A 12,980-nucleotide genomic window follows, 5' to 3' on the forward strand; every position below is an offset into this window, starting at 1 on the left:
CACCAATACCCGGAGGGGTATGCTGGGCATCGGCTGACCGATCGACACCGACTGCGAGGAGCAGACAGATGGCCACCGTGGAGCTCACGGCCGAGACCTTCGAGAAGACCGTCGGCGACGAGGGAATCGTCCTCGTCGACTGGTGGGCGTCGTGGTGCGGCCCGTGCCGCCAGTTCGCCCCGACCTTCGAGGCCTCGAGCGAGACGCACGAGGACGTCGTGTTCGGCAAGGTCGACACCGAGGCCGAGCAGGCGCTCGCCGGTGCCGCCCAGATCAGCTCGATCCCCACGCTCATGGGCTTCCGCGACGGCATCCTCGTCTTCCGCCAGGCCGGCGCCCTGCCGCCCGCGGCCCTCGAGCAGGTCGTCGAGGGCATCCGCGCCCTCGACATGGACGAGGTCCGCGCACAGGTCGCCGCGCAGCCGGCGGGCTGAGCGTCCGTCCGTCGGCCGAACAGCGCCCACGGTCGGCCGACCGGCCCGAACGCGTCGGACGGCGCGTCACGAGACCCCTTCCCGGGTACCTCCCCGGGTACCATCGGGCGCGCCGCCCACCACCGCAGGAGGTTCCTCGATGGAGCTCGACCAGACCGAGATGCAGGCCGTCGTCAAGCGGCTCAAGCGTGCGCAGGGGCAGATCGGCGGGATCCTCAAGATGATCGACGACGGTCGCGACTGCCAGGACATCGTCACCCAGCTCGCGGCGGTCTCGAAGGCGCTCGACCGGGCCGGCTTCGCCGTCATCGCCCTCGGGCTGCGCCAGTGCATCACCGACCCCGAGGGCGGCACCATGGACGTCGAGTCGATGGAGAAGCTCTTCCTCTCCCTCGCGTGAGCGGGGTGTCGACGATGGACGCCACCGCCTGGGATGCGCGCTACGCCGGGGCCGACCTCGTGTGGTCGAGCGAGCCCAACCGCTTCGTCGAGGAGCTCGTCGCGCCGCTGGCGCCCGGCCTGGCCCTCGACGTGGCCGCCGGTGAGGGCCGCAACGCCCTCTGGCTGGCCGGGCGCGGCTGGGACGCCACCTCCGCCGACTTCTCACCCGTGGCCGTCGAGCGGGCCCGTGGCCTCTCGGAGCGCCTCGCGCCCGGTGCCGGGCCGTTCCGGGCCCTCGTCGCCGACGCGCTGGAGCCCGCGCCGCCCCCGCCGACCGGTGACGGCTACGACCTCGTCCTCTTCGCCTACCTCCAGCTCCCCGGACCCGAGTGGGCGCGCGCCCTGGCCGGCGGCGTCGCGGCGGCCGTGCCCGGCGGCACCGTCCTCGTCGTCTGCCACGCCGCCCGGAACCTCACCGAGGGCGTCGGGGGTCCGCGTGACCCCGAGGTGCTGCACGACCCCGACGAGGTCGTGGCCGCCGTCGCCGACCTACCCGTCGAGGTGGTCTCGGCCGAGCTGCGCGAGCGACCGGTCGACGGCGCGGACCGCCCCGCGCTCGACACGGTGGTCGTCCTCCGGCGGGTGGCCGACGAGGTGCACCCCGGCGGGTCCTGAGCGTCGCGCGCCGGTCAGCGCGGCCGGGCGGTGCCGCTGACGAACCAGCCCCACGCCCGGAACGGACCCGGGGCGATGTACCGGGCCTGCTCGAGCTCGACGACGAACCCCGCCGCCCCGATCGTCGCGGGCAGGTCGCGGTCGACGTGGCAGCCGCCGGCCACCCGTCCCCAGACCGGTTGCACCCGCCGCTGCCATCCCGCCGCTCCGGCGTCGGGGGCGAGGGAGTGCTCCACGAAGCGCAGCGACCCGCCGGGCCGCAGGACGCGGAGCGCCTCCGCGAGAGCCCGGTCCACCTCCGGCACCGTGCACAGCGACCACGCCGTGACGACCGTGTCGACCGAGCCGTCGGCGAGCGCCGACAGGTCGGCGGCGTCGAGGGTCGTGCGCTCCACCGGCCGCTCGAAGGCGGTGCGCCGGGGCCCGGACAGCTCCCAGGCGAGGTCCGACGGCTCGGCGACGAGCACCCGCGTGACGGCTGACGGGTAGTGCTCGAGGTTCGGTCCCGAGCCGAACCCGACGTCGAGGACGACCCCCGTCGCGGCGCGGCAGACCGGCGCCCGCCACCGGTCGACGTCGGCCCCCTGGCAGGAGCGGTGCGTCAGCCGCGGCAGGGCGCGCTCGTCCCACCAGCGGCGCACTCCCACGGCCCCAGTGTGACCCCTCCCACGACCGGCCGCGCTGTGCCGCGCGTCACGGCGTGGATACGGCGCGGGGTATAGCGTCGAGAGTGTCCGGCCGGACATGCGGCGCCGGGACGGGTGGTCTTCTCGGCGCCGCGCTCGGTCAGCGCGAGGGGTCAACGAGCTGCATTCCGCGGGAGGCCGTGTCGCCCATCGCCACGAGCATCCGCCCCGCCTCCTCGAGCCCCACGGGTCCGCCCGGTGCGACGAGGGCCCCGAGGTCGAGGCGACCGGCCGCGACGTCGGCCAGCAGGCCGGGGTAGTCGGCGGCGGCCATCCCGTGGCTGCCGAGGACGTCGAGCTCCCAGCCGATGACCCGGTCCATCGGGACGTCCGGGCGCCCGGCGACCGGGGGCAGCAGGCCCACCTGCACGTGCCGGCCGCGGCGCCGCAGCGCGAGGACGCCCGTGCGGCAGGTCTCCGGTGATCCGACGGCGTCGACCGAGACGTGCGCGCCGCCGCCGGACCAGTCGGCCACCGCGGCGACGAGGTCGGCCTCGGGGAGCGCGCCGTCGAGCACCACCTCCGCGCCGAGCGCGCGGGCCAGCGCGCGGGACCCCGGGTCGAGGTCGACCCCGCAGACCCGCGCGCCCCGTCCGACGGCGACCTGGATCGCCGCGAGACCGACTCCGCCACAGCCGAACACGACGACCGTGTCGTCGGCACCCACCCGGCCGCGGGCCACGACGGCGCGGTGGGCGGTCGCGACCCGACAGCCGAGCCCGGCGGCGGCCGTCGCCGGCACGTCGTCGGGCAGGGCCACGAGGTTGGTTTCCGCGGCGTGGACGACGACGCGCTCGGCGAAGGACCCGGGGTCGGTGAACCCCGGCTGGCGCTGGTGCGGGCAGACCTGGCCGTCGCCCGCCGCACACGTCGGGCAGTCGCCACACGCGAGGACGAACGGCGCGGTGACGGCGCGACCGACCCATCCGGAGTCGACGCCGGCGCCCACCGACTCGACGACCCCGGCCAGCTCGTGACCCGGCGTGTGCGGGAACGTCGCGATGTCCGGGTCGTGCCCCGACCAGCCGTGCCAGTCACTGCGGCACAGGCCCGTCGCCGTCACCCGCACGACCGCCCCGCCGGGCGGGGCGATCGGGTCGGGCAGGTCGGTGACGCGCGGGGTCGCGCCGAAGGCGTCGTAGACGAGGGCTCGCACGCGCCCAGCGTGCCAGCCTCAGGCGACGAGGACGACGACGCGGGTGCGCCAGTGGGCGGGGTCGCCCTCGGGGCGGTGAGGTACTCCTCCCACATGCCGCCGGTCGGGTGCAGGCCCTGGCTGCCGACCCACCCCAGGAGGTCACGCCAGGCCTGCGCGAGAACGGAGTACGGGCCGACGTGCTCGGCCACCGCCGCCCGTCCGCCCGGGCGAGCGGCGAGGGCGACCCCGCCGTCCGGCGTGTGCACGTCGCCGACGACCGGGAACCCCACGGAGACGTCCACCGTGTCGGTCGGCATCCCGTGGTACTCCGCGAAGGGCGGGGTGGCGACGTGGCCGCCCGCGTCGCCGACCGCCGCCGCGACGTGCTCGAACGCCGAGCCGAAGAAGTCCTGGAGCTCGGCGGCAGGCACCCGGCGGTGCATCGTCGCGACGGTCGTGGCCGGCACCTGCTCGAGGGTGAACGCAGTCATCATGGTCTCCTCGCTGCCACCACTCCCACGCTCCCACCGCGCGCAGGGGCCGGAGCGGGCGTGTCCGGATGATCACGCGGCCCTGACGCGGCCGCCGCCTATGCTCGTCGGGTGAAGGTGGTCATCCCGGGGGAACCGGTCAGGTCGGAGGCATCCTGCGGCGCGCGCTCGCGGCGGAGGGTCACGAGGTCGTCGTGCTCAGCCGGCACTCCGGTCCGCTCGAACCCGGTGTGCGGCACGTCGGATGGGACGGGCGCACGCTCGGCGACTGGGCTGCCGAGGTCGACGGGGCCGATGCGGTCGTCAACCTCGCCGGGCGCACAGTCAGCTGCCGCTACACGACCGAGAACCTGCACCAGATGATGGACTCGCGCGTCGAGTCGACGCGCGTCGTCGGGGCGGCGATCGAGCAGGCGGCCAACCCGCCGCGGGTGTGGCTGCAGATGAGCACGGCGACCATCTACGCCGACCGCCGCGACGCGGCCAACGACGAGGCGACCGGGGTCATCGGTGGGCACGAGCCCGGGGTGCCCGGCTACTGGGAGTACAGCGTGCGCATCGCCCGGGCGTGGGAGTCGGCGCAGCAGGAGGCGACCCTGCCGGGGACGCGACGGGTGGCCCTGCGGACCGCGATGGTCATGAGCCCGGACCGCGGCGGTGTCCTCGACGTCATGCTGTGCATGGCCCGGCTCGGGCTCGGTGGTCCGGTCGCCGGCGGTGACCAGTACGTGTCGTGGATCCACGGCGAGGACTTCGTGCGCGCGGTCTCGCTGCTGCTCGCGCGCGAGGACCTCGAGGGCCCGGTCAACCTGGCCGCACCCGAACCGGTCCCGCAGCGCGACCTGATGCGCGGGCTGCGACGGGCGTGGGGGCGGCGGCCCGGTCTGCCCGCGACGGAGTGGATGGCGGAGATCGGGGCGTTCGTGATGCGCACCGACACCGAGCTGTTGCTCAAGAGCCGGCGCGTCGTGCCGGGGCGGCTGCTGGAGGCGGGCTTCGAGTTCCAGCACCCGACGTGGGACGAGGCGGCCCGGGACCTCGTCCGTCAGGTCCGCGCCCGCTGACGGCCGGCGGTTCCGGCCGGGGCCCCGGACGACCTCCGCCCTCACGCGTCGTGTCGTGGACGGAACCGCAGCGACCCGGCCGGGCGCCGTGCAACCCTTCGACCGTCACGGACGTCTTTCCACGACGCACGTGCACCACGAGCGGGAGCGGAGGGGCTTCGATGAGCGACGGCGGCGCCAGTGGCGGTTTCGACGGCGGGTCCGGTGGCGGTTTCGGCGGTGGGTTCGACGCCGGCACCGGGGGTGGGTGGTCCGACCCCGGCGGCAGCGCCTTCGGTTCCGGTGTCGGCAGCACCCCGGACTGCGCCGGTCCGGATAGCCCGACCCACCCCTTCGGGGTCGGCGGCCTCGACGGACCGGGCTCGGCGTCGTGGATGCACCAGCAGCAGATCCACCACGGCGCGCCCTTCCACGGGCTTCGTCCTCGCGGCGGCGGCTCCCTGCCGAGCAGCCCGGTCGGCGTCGTGATGTTCGTGCTCGTCGCCATCGTCGCCCTGGTGATCCTCGCGAACATCTCCTCGAGCGCAGGGGAGGTCTACCCCGGCGTCCCGTCCGGCGAGCTCGTCGACGGCCCGATGGACGACGGCTTCGACGTCCCCACCACCCCCTGACCGCGTGGTCACCCCGACTCGACCGACCACCACGTGCCGAGGACCGCAGGTGAACGTCCGGTGTCGTGCGGCACAGGCCCTTCCGCGCAACCGCTCCCCGCGGCTTGGATGGGTCCATGGCCCAGAAGATGAACCTGCGCGAGTACATCGACACGCTCCGCACCGAGGGGTACACCGTGCGCGGCGGCAAGGGCGAGGACCCCGTGCTCATCGCCCCCGACGGCCAGGCGGTCGAGACCTGGCGCGACGACTACCCGTACGACGAGCTGCTCGACCGTGACGAGTACGAGGACGAGAAGTACCTCCTCCAGATCGAGCTCCTGAAGTTCCAGTACTGGACCCAGGACGTCGGCGCCAAGCACGTCCTGCTCTTCGAGGGCCGTGACGCGGCGGGCAAGGGCGGCACCATCAAGCGGTTCATGGAGCACCTCAACCCGCGCGCCGCCCGGGTCGTCGCCCTCGCCGCGCCCACCGAGGTCGAGCGCGGGCAGTGGTACTTCCAGCGCTACGTGCAGCACCTCCCGACCGCCGGCGAGATCGTCCTGTTCGACCGGTCCTGGTACAACCGCGCCGGCGTCGAGCGGGTCATGGGCTTCTGCACCGACGACGAGTACGCGACGTTCATGCGCCAGGCGCCGGTGTTCGAGCGGATGCTCATCGAGCAGGGGATGACGGTGAGCAAGCTCTGGTTCTCGGTGACCCGCGACGAGCAGCGCACCCGCTTCGCCATCCGGCAGATCGACCCCGTGCGCCGGTGGAAGCTGTCGCCGATGGACCTCGAGAGCCTCGACCGCTGGGACGCCTACACGGCCGCGAAGGAGGCGATGTTCGAGCACACCGACAAGCGCTACGCCCCGTGGACCACCGTCAAGAGCAACGACAAGAAGCGGTGCCGGCTCAACGCGATGCGGGCCTTCCTCCACCAGTTCGACTACGCCGGCAAGGACCCGCAGGTCGTCTACGCGCCCGACCCCACGATCATCGGCCGTGCCAAGCACACCGGCGGCGACTGACCCCGTCCCGGACGACCCCGCCGCACCCCGTCACGGCGTCGCGAGCAGCCGCCGCATCCGCAGCGCGAGCTGCAGCTCGAGCGAGCGCTCCGGCTCCTGCCAGTCCGACCCGAGCAGCGCCCCGATGCGCTCGAGCCGCTGCGCGACCGTGTTGACGTGCACGTGCAGCCCGGTCGCGGCGTGCCGCGGGCTGCGGCCGGCCTCGAACCACGCGCCGAGCGTGCCGACGAGGTCGGTGCCGCGACGCTCGTCGTAGTCGAGCAGCGGCCCCAGCTCGCGCGCCACGTAGGCCGCGACGTCGGGGTCCGCGCCGACGATGAGCCCTGCGAACCCCAGGTGCGTCGCCGCCGCCCCACGCCCGCGGTGCCCGAGCGCGACGAGCGCCGCCACGGTCCGCACCGCCTCCTCGTGGGCCCCCGGCACCGCGTCGACGCCGGTCAGCGGCCCGACCCCGGAGACCGTCACCTCACCCCGTCGCCCGACCCGGGAGGCCACGGTGCGGGCCAGCGCGTCGGGGTCGGTGCCGGGCACGAGCGCGACGACGTCGCCGTCGTGCGCGCCGACCAGCGCGCCCTCCCCGGTCGCCGCCGTCGCCGACAGCGCCAGCGCGCGGGTCGAGGCGCCCACGTCGCCCCGCAGGACCAGGAGGCAGTACGGGGACTCGACGTCCGTCCCCGCCGACCGGGCCAGCTGCACCCTGTCCTCGGCCGGACCCCGCGCCCCGACGAGCTCGCTGACCACCCGGTTGCGGGCCGACTGCCGCGCGTCGGCGGCCTGGCGCTCGAAGAGCAGCACGAGGGCCGTCACGACCCCGGCGCGCTCGACGGTGCGACGGTCGGCGTCCCCGAGCTCGCCCGCCCCACCGACGAACAGGGTGGCCAGCCGCTCGTCCGCCGTCGCCACGGCCAGCCCGTACACGTCGCCGGACTCGACGACGCGCCCGGACCCGAGCTCCGGAAAGACCTCGGGGACAACGGCTCCGGGAGTGGCACTGCGCACCGCCCCGTCCTCGTCGACGAGCGCCGCCCAGCCCCCGAGCAGCTCGACCACTGCGTGGGTCAGGTCGTCGACGCTCCCGCCCCCCAGCACCAGCGAGGCGAACCGGTCGTGCGCGGCAGCGGCTCGCTCGATGCCGTCCGCGTACTGCCGCACCGTCTCGTGCGCCTCGGAGAGGGCGGCGAGCGCCGACTCCGCGTCGGCCAGGGCGCGCGTCTGCACGAGGGTGACGGCGGCCAGCGTCGCGAGGTTGCCGAGCAGCCCGACCTCCTCGCGGGTGAACGGCCGCGGCGACCGGTTGGCGGCGAACAGCACTCCCACGAAGTCGTTCTCGACGAGCAGGGGCGTCCCGCAGATGGCGATGATGCCCTCCTCCGACACCGCGCCGTCGATGTCGGAGGTGTGCCGGAAGCGCTCGTCGTGCCAGTAGTCGGCCGTCCAGTACGGCTTGCGGGTCGAGGCGACGAGACCGCCGAGGCCGGCGCCCAGCTCGAGGCGCACCGACTGGAAGGCCGCCGACACCGACCCGTCGGTCGCCCGCATGTAGGTGTCGCCGTGCTCGGGGTCGTGGAGGGTCAGGTACGTCAGGTCGGTGCCGAGCAGGGCCCGGGCCCGCCGCACGATGGCGTCGAGCACCTGCCCGGTGTCGCTCTCGGAGGCCAGCGCGCGGGCCGTCTCGAGCAGGGCCGACAGCCCCGCCTCGCGGCGCCGGTGCACCTCGCGGGCCGAGGCGACCCGCAGCGCGAGCTCGCGGACCTGCTCGTCGGCGGTGCCGGCAGCGGCGGCGACGTCGGCCACCGGCGCCCCCTCGGCGAGCAGGGCGAGCAGGCGCAGCGCCCCGTCGTCCGACTCCTCCGCTGCCCTGGCCACGCCGCCGATCCTAGGGACGACGGGGTGCGTCACGGCGCTCAGTGCGCCGTCCACCCGCCGTCCATCGCGAAGGACGCCCCGGTGACGGAGTCCGACGCCGGGCCGCAGAGGAAGAGGACGAGGGCCGCGACCTCCTCGGGCTCGACGAGCCGCTTGACGGCGACCGGTTCGAGCATCACCGACCCGAGCACCTCCGACTCCGGGATGCCGTGGGTGCGGGCCTGGTCGGCGACCTGCTGCTCGACGAGCGGGGTCCGCACGTACGCGGGGTTGACGCAGTTCGACGTCACGCCGTGCGGGCCCCCCTCGAGCGCGGTGACCTTCGAGAGTCCCTCGAGGCCGTGCTTGGCCGTGACGTAGGCGGCCTTGAACGCGCTGGCCCGCAGGCCGTGGACGCTCGAGACGTTGACGACCCGCCCCCAGCCGCGCCCGTACATGTGCGGCAGCGACTGCCGGACGAGCCGGAAGGGGGCGGCGAGCATCAGGTCGAGGATGAGGTCGAAGCGCTCCAGCGGGAAGTCCTCGAGCGGGCTGACGTGCTGGATGCCGGCGTTGTTGACGAGCACGTCGACGTCGGTGGGCAGGGCCGAGAGGCCGTCGAGGTCGGCGAGGTCGGCCACGAGGGGCTGCAGGCCGGCGACGTCGTCGAGGCGCTCCAGTCCCTCGGCGTCCCGGTCGACGGCGTGGACCTTCGCACCGGCGGACGCCAGGGCGACGGCGACGGCCGCCCCGATGCCGCTCGCCGCGCCGGTGACGAGGGCGGTGCGGCCGCTCAGGTCGGCGGCGAGCAGGGCGGCGGGTGGGGTGACGTGCGGGTCGGTCATGTCGGTCGACGCTAGGCGGGGCCGCCCGGGGTGCCGGTGTGTCCGCAGGACACAAAGACCATGGACCTGTGTGCCGTGGCCCCCGTCGTGACGCGCCCGTTCCTCAGGTCCCCAGCACGAGCACGCCGGCGAGCACCAGCCGCCGCCGCAGGTCGTCGGGCAGCGACTCCGGCCCCGTCCGCCCGGCGAGGAGCGACTCGACCAGCACCCTGTCGTCGGCGCCGGCCCGGAACCGTCCCACCCGGCTGACGTGCACGTCGCCCTCCCAGCGCCCCGCGAGGCCCTGCCGGACCTGCCAGCGCGGCCCGACCTCGGCCCCCGCCGACCGGTGCTGCGCGAGCACACCGAGCGGCTCGGCACGCTCGGCGGCGCGCACCCGGCGGGCCAGTGCGGCCGCGAGCTCGTCGTCGGTCACGTCGTCGAGGGCGCGGATGATGCTCTCGCGCAACGACTCCCGGGCCCCGGACGTCGTCGACGGGTCGAGGCCGTCGACGCCCACGGGCAGCGACCGGCGCAGCGCGGGGTCGTCGTCGAGCCGGCGCCCGACCGTGGCCAGCAGGTCGTCGGCGAGCGTGCGCCCGGTCCACACGTGGACCCCGAAGGTCAGGTGGATGCTCGTGCCGCCCAGCGCGGTGGCCGAGTGCAGCCATCCGCGGGGCAGGTAGAGGCAGTCGCCGGGGGCCAGCACGTCGTCGACGACCGGAGGGGCCGTCGCGGCCTCGGCCACCGCCTCGCGCCGGTCGGTCCACGGCTCGGACCGGTGGGGCAGCTCGAGCACGGGCGGCCGCACGCGCCAGTGCTTCTCGCCCTCGACCTGGACGACGAAGACGTCGTGCACGTCGTAGTGGTCGTCGAACCCGCGGTTCTGCGGCGGGGTGACGTAGGCGTTGACCTGCACCGGGTGGCCGAGGTCGGCGGCCAGCGCACGGGCGGTGCGCGACACCGGTTCCCACGACCGGTGCAGGGCCTGGAGGACGATGGTCGCGCCCTCGGCGAAGAGTCGCAGGACCTTGTCCTCGCTCACCTGGTCGGCCACCGCGGCGCCGACGCCACCGCCGAGGGTGAACTCCCGGGCGTCGAGGGTGGCGCCGTCGCGGGCCATCCGCAGGAAGGGGGTGCGCAGGGCACGGCGGGCCAGCAGCTCGTCGACGGCGTCCGCGTCGAAGCCGTGGGACGGGGGCGGCAGCGCCTCGGCCCGGGTGAGGAGCGGGCGGCGGCCCCAGTGCGCGGAGGCGAACTCGTCGGGCGCCAGCCCGGTCACCGCCGCGAGCCCCCGGGCGGCACCGTCGCCGGTGCCGCCCGGGGGCTCGGGGGAGGCGGGGTCGGTCACTGCGAGGCGTCCGCCCCGCCGTCCGCGCCACCGTCGTGCTCGCCGGGCTCGCCCGGGTCACCGGCACCGCTGTCGGCCGGGCCCTCGGCGCCGCCGTCCGCGCCACCGTCGTGCTCGCCGGGCTCGCCCGGGTCGCCCGCGCCGCTGTCGGCGGGACCCTCGGTGCCCGCGCCGCCGTCCGCGCCGCCGTCGTGCTCGCCCGGAACGGCCGGGTCGCCGGCGCCGCTGTCCGCGGGGCCCTCGGTCGGGGTCTCACTCATCGTGCCCACCCTTCGTCAACCGGTGCCCTGGTGGCACCGTGTCCCGTCATTCCAGCAGGTCAGCGGCCCGTTGTGGGGCTCAGGCGCGACTGGGACGATGAGCCCATGGCCCTCGACGTCGAGCTGGCGGAGGTCCGCGACTTCCTCGCCCGCCACGAACCCTTCTCCGCCCTCCCGGCCGACGTCCTGGCGGGCCTCCCGCGGCGGATGCAGCTCGAGTACTTCCGCCGCGGCACCGAGGTGATCGCCCGGGGCAGCGAGAACCACCACCTCTACGTCCTGCGCTCCGGAGCCGCCGACGTGCGCGACGCGCAGGGCACGCTCGTCGACCGCGGCGAGGCCGGCTCCTCGTTCGGCTCGATCACCCTGACCCAGGGCAACCCCTCGACCTTCTCGGTCACCGCCATCGAGGACAGCCTCGCGCTGCTGCTGCCCGAGGACGACTTCCACGCCCTGTGCCGCGAGCACCCCGATGTCGACGCCTTCTACGACGCCCAGCGCCGCAGCCGGATGCGCGGGGCGGTCGCCGAGCTGCAGGTCTCGAGCTCGGGCAACGCCATCCTCAAGACGACGGTGCGCGACCTCGTGGGCCGCGAGGTCGTGTCCGTCCCCACGACGGCCAGCGTCCGGGCGGCGGCCGAGACGATGTCGGAGCAGGGGGTCTCCTCGCTCCTCGTCCTCGACGGCGAGCGCCTCGTCGGCATCCTCACCGACCGCGACCTGCGCACCCGCGTGCTCGCCGCCGGCGTCGACCCCACCGTGCCCGTCAGCGAGGTGATGACGCGCGACCCGGTCACCGGCTCGGTCGAGGCGCTGGCCTTCGAGGCCCTCCTCGAGATGACGAGCCGGCGCATCCACCACCTGCCGGTCCTCGACGCCGCGGGCCGCCCGGCGGGCATCGTCACGACCACCGACCTGCTGCGGCTCGAGGAGGCCAACCCCGTCTACCTCGCGGGAGACGTCGCCAAGCAGCCTGACGTCGACGGGGTGGCCCGCACCGCGTCACGCCTGCCGCGCATCGTCCAGGCCCTCGTCGAGCAGGACGCCTCCGCCGACGACATCGGTCGGGTCGTCACCGCCGTGGGCGACGCGGTCGAGCGGCGCATCATCCGGCTCGCCGAGGACGTGCTGGGGCCGCCGCCGGTGCCCTACTGCTGGATGGCGCTCGGCTCGCGGGCGCGGCTCGAACAGGCCCTCGCGACCGACCAGGACCACGCGATGGTCATCGACGACGCGGTCGACGAGGACGGGCTCGCGTGGTTCGAGGACCTGGCCGAGTGGGTCACCGACGGGCTCGTCCGCTGCGGCTACCCCCGGTGCACGGGCGACGTCATGGCCACGAACCCGCGCTGGCGGCACCCGCTGTCGCAGTGGCGGCGCGAGCTGTCGTCGTGGTTCGCGGCGCCGACGCCGGATGCCGTGCTGCACTCCTCGATCGTCTTCGACATGCGCCCCGTCCACGGCGACGAGTCGCTGTACACCGCTCTCCAGCAGCACGTCCTGCGCACCGCACCCGGTGCCCGCACCTTCCTCACCCACCTCGCGCGCCAGGCCGCGTCGCACGAGCCACCCCTGGGGTTCTTCCGCGGCTTCGTCCTCGAGAAGGCCGGCGAGCACGAGGCCACCCTCGACATCAAGCGCGGTGGGCTGCTCCCGGTCGTCGAGCTGGCGCGGGTCCACGCGCTGGCCAACGGTCTCCCGGAGGTCAACACGCGCGCCCGCATCGAGGCGGCCCGGGCCGCCGGGGTGCTCGGCGACGAGCTCGCGGGCGACCTGCGCGACGCGTTCGAGTTCCTCGGCTACGTGCGCCTGCGCCACCAGTCGGCCCGGGTGCGCGCCGGGCTCCCGACCGACAACTTCGTCTCGCCCGACGACCTGTCGAGCTTCGAGAAGCGGCACCTGCGCGAGGCCTTCGCCATCGTCCGGTCGGCGCAGCAGTCGCTGGGGCGCGCCTACCAGACGCAGTTCGTCTCGTGATCGGCCTGCGCCGCTCGCTCGCCACCCGGCGGGAACGAGCCGCGCGCAGGGCCGCCCCGGGGCCGCTGCGCGACCACCTGCGGACGCCGGTCCCGGTGCGTGACACCCCGCTTCGTGACCTGCCCCTGCTCGCGGTCGACATCGAGACCACCGGCCTCGACCCGTCGCGCGACCGGGTGCTGTCGGTCGGTTGGGTGCCGGTGGACGGTGGCCGCATCGACCTGGGGGGT

At 75.0% G+C, this 12,980-nt stretch carries 13 protein-coding genes and 1 pseudogene; 7 read left to right on the forward strand and 7 right to left on the reverse strand.

The window, feature by feature from the left end:
• The first annotated feature begins 68 nt into the window (after positions 1 to 68).
• The 3 genes from trxA to G7075_RS17800 all read left to right on the forward strand — a co-directional run bounded on the left by trxA (position 69) and on the right by G7075_RS17800 (position 1,490).
• Positions 69 to 434 (forward strand): thioredoxin, encoded by a 366-nt coding sequence (gene trxA / locus G7075_RS17790; protein ID WP_166123816.1) that lies wholly within the window; start codon positions 69 to 71, stop codon positions 432 to 434.
• A 139-nt stretch (positions 435 to 573) separates the two neighbouring features.
• A complete protein-coding gene (locus G7075_RS17795; protein ID WP_166123817.1) occupies positions 574 to 834 on the forward strand; it encodes a metal-sensitive transcriptional regulator in 261 nt (86 codons plus the stop codon).
• A complete protein-coding gene (locus tag G7075_RS17800) occupies positions 831 to 1,490 on the forward strand; it encodes a bifunctional 2-polyprenyl-6-hydroxyphenol methylase/3-demethylubiquinol 3-O-methyltransferase UbiG (RefSeq protein ID WP_240917732.1) in 660 nt (219 codons plus the stop codon). The genes G7075_RS17795 and G7075_RS17800 overlap by 4 nt, the downstream gene beginning before the upstream one ends.
• 14 nt (positions 1,491 to 1,504) lie before the next feature.
• Here G7075_RS17800 and G7075_RS17805 read toward each other — a convergent pair whose 3' ends face one another.
• The 3 genes from G7075_RS17805 to G7075_RS17815 form a co-directional block, all read right to left on the reverse strand.
• Positions 1,505 to 2,137 (reverse strand): class I SAM-dependent methyltransferase, encoded by a 633-nt coding sequence (locus G7075_RS17805; protein WP_205860563.1) that lies wholly within the window; start codon positions 2,135 to 2,137, stop codon positions 1,505 to 1,507.
• A gap of 139 nt (positions 2,138 to 2,276) precedes the next feature.
• Complete coding sequence (locus tag G7075_RS17810) at positions 2,277 to 3,332, reverse strand: zinc-binding dehydrogenase (protein WP_166123819.1); 1,056 nt, start codon at positions 3,330 to 3,332, stop codon at positions 2,277 to 2,279.
• Positions 3,236 to 3,808: a GyrI-like domain-containing protein gene (locus G7075_RS17815; RefSeq protein WP_166123820.1), complete on the reverse strand. Its 573-nt coding sequence runs from the start codon at positions 3,806 to 3,808 to the stop codon at positions 3,236 to 3,238. The genes G7075_RS17810 and G7075_RS17815 overlap by 97 nt, the downstream gene beginning before the upstream one ends.
• Positions 3,809 to 3,945: 137 nt before the next feature.
• Here G7075_RS17815 and G7075_RS17820 point away from each other — a divergent pair.
• From G7075_RS17820 to ppk2, 3 genes and pseudogenes are all read left to right on the forward strand, one after another.
• Positions 3,946 to 4,869 (forward strand): annotated as a pseudogene (locus G7075_RS17820) (epimerase); the annotation flags it as partial.
• A gap of 161 nt (positions 4,870 to 5,030) precedes the next feature.
• On the forward strand, positions 5,031 to 5,480 hold the full coding sequence (locus tag G7075_RS17825; RefSeq protein ID WP_166123821.1) for a hypothetical protein: 450 nt from the start codon (positions 5,031 to 5,033) through the stop codon (positions 5,478 to 5,480).
• A gap of 116 nt (positions 5,481 to 5,596) precedes the next feature.
• Entirely contained in the window at positions 5,597 to 6,493 is an 897-nt protein-coding gene (gene ppk2 / locus G7075_RS17830) for a polyphosphate kinase 2 (protein ID WP_166123822.1), read from the forward strand.
• A gap of 30 nt (positions 6,494 to 6,523) precedes the next feature.
• Here the strand turns inward: ppk2 and G7075_RS17835 are convergent, their stop codons facing one another.
• The 4 genes from G7075_RS17835 to G7075_RS17850 all read right to left on the reverse strand — a co-directional run bounded on the left by G7075_RS17835 (position 6,524) and on the right by G7075_RS17850 (position 10,773).
• Positions 6,524 to 8,359 (reverse strand): helix-turn-helix domain-containing protein, encoded by a 1,836-nt coding sequence (locus tag G7075_RS17835; protein WP_240917733.1) that lies wholly within the window; start codon positions 8,357 to 8,359, stop codon positions 6,524 to 6,526.
• Between the two features lie 38 nt (positions 8,360 to 8,397).
• The gene (locus tag G7075_RS17840; protein WP_166123823.1) at positions 8,398 to 9,183 is read right to left on the reverse strand and encodes a 3-hydroxybutyrate dehydrogenase; all 786 of its coding nucleotides are present in this window, start codon (positions 9,181 to 9,183) and stop codon (positions 8,398 to 8,400) included.
• Between the two features lie 103 nt (positions 9,184 to 9,286).
• Positions 9,287 to 10,513 (reverse strand): cupin domain-containing protein, encoded by a 1,227-nt coding sequence (locus G7075_RS17845; protein ID WP_240917734.1) that lies wholly within the window; start codon positions 10,511 to 10,513, stop codon positions 9,287 to 9,289.
• Positions 10,510 to 10,773, reverse strand: coding sequence for a BatC protein (locus G7075_RS17850; protein WP_166123824.1), 264 nt, complete (start codon positions 10,771 to 10,773; stop codon positions 10,510 to 10,512). Before G7075_RS17850 ends, G7075_RS17845 begins: the two co-directional genes overlap by 4 nt.
• A 105-nt stretch (positions 10,774 to 10,878) precedes the next feature.
• Between G7075_RS17850 and G7075_RS17855 the strand changes: the two genes are divergently transcribed.
• Positions 10,879 to 12,750 (forward strand): DUF294 nucleotidyltransferase-like domain-containing protein, encoded by a 1,872-nt coding sequence (locus G7075_RS17855; RefSeq protein ID WP_166123825.1) that lies wholly within the window; start codon positions 10,879 to 10,881, stop codon positions 12,748 to 12,750.
• Positions 12,751 to 12,980: the final 230 nt, after the last annotated feature.

Source organism: Phycicoccus sp. HDW14, assembly GCF_011383005.1.
Classification (GTDB): domain Bacteria; phylum Actinomycetota; class Actinomycetes; order Actinomycetales; family Dermatophilaceae; genus Phycicoccus.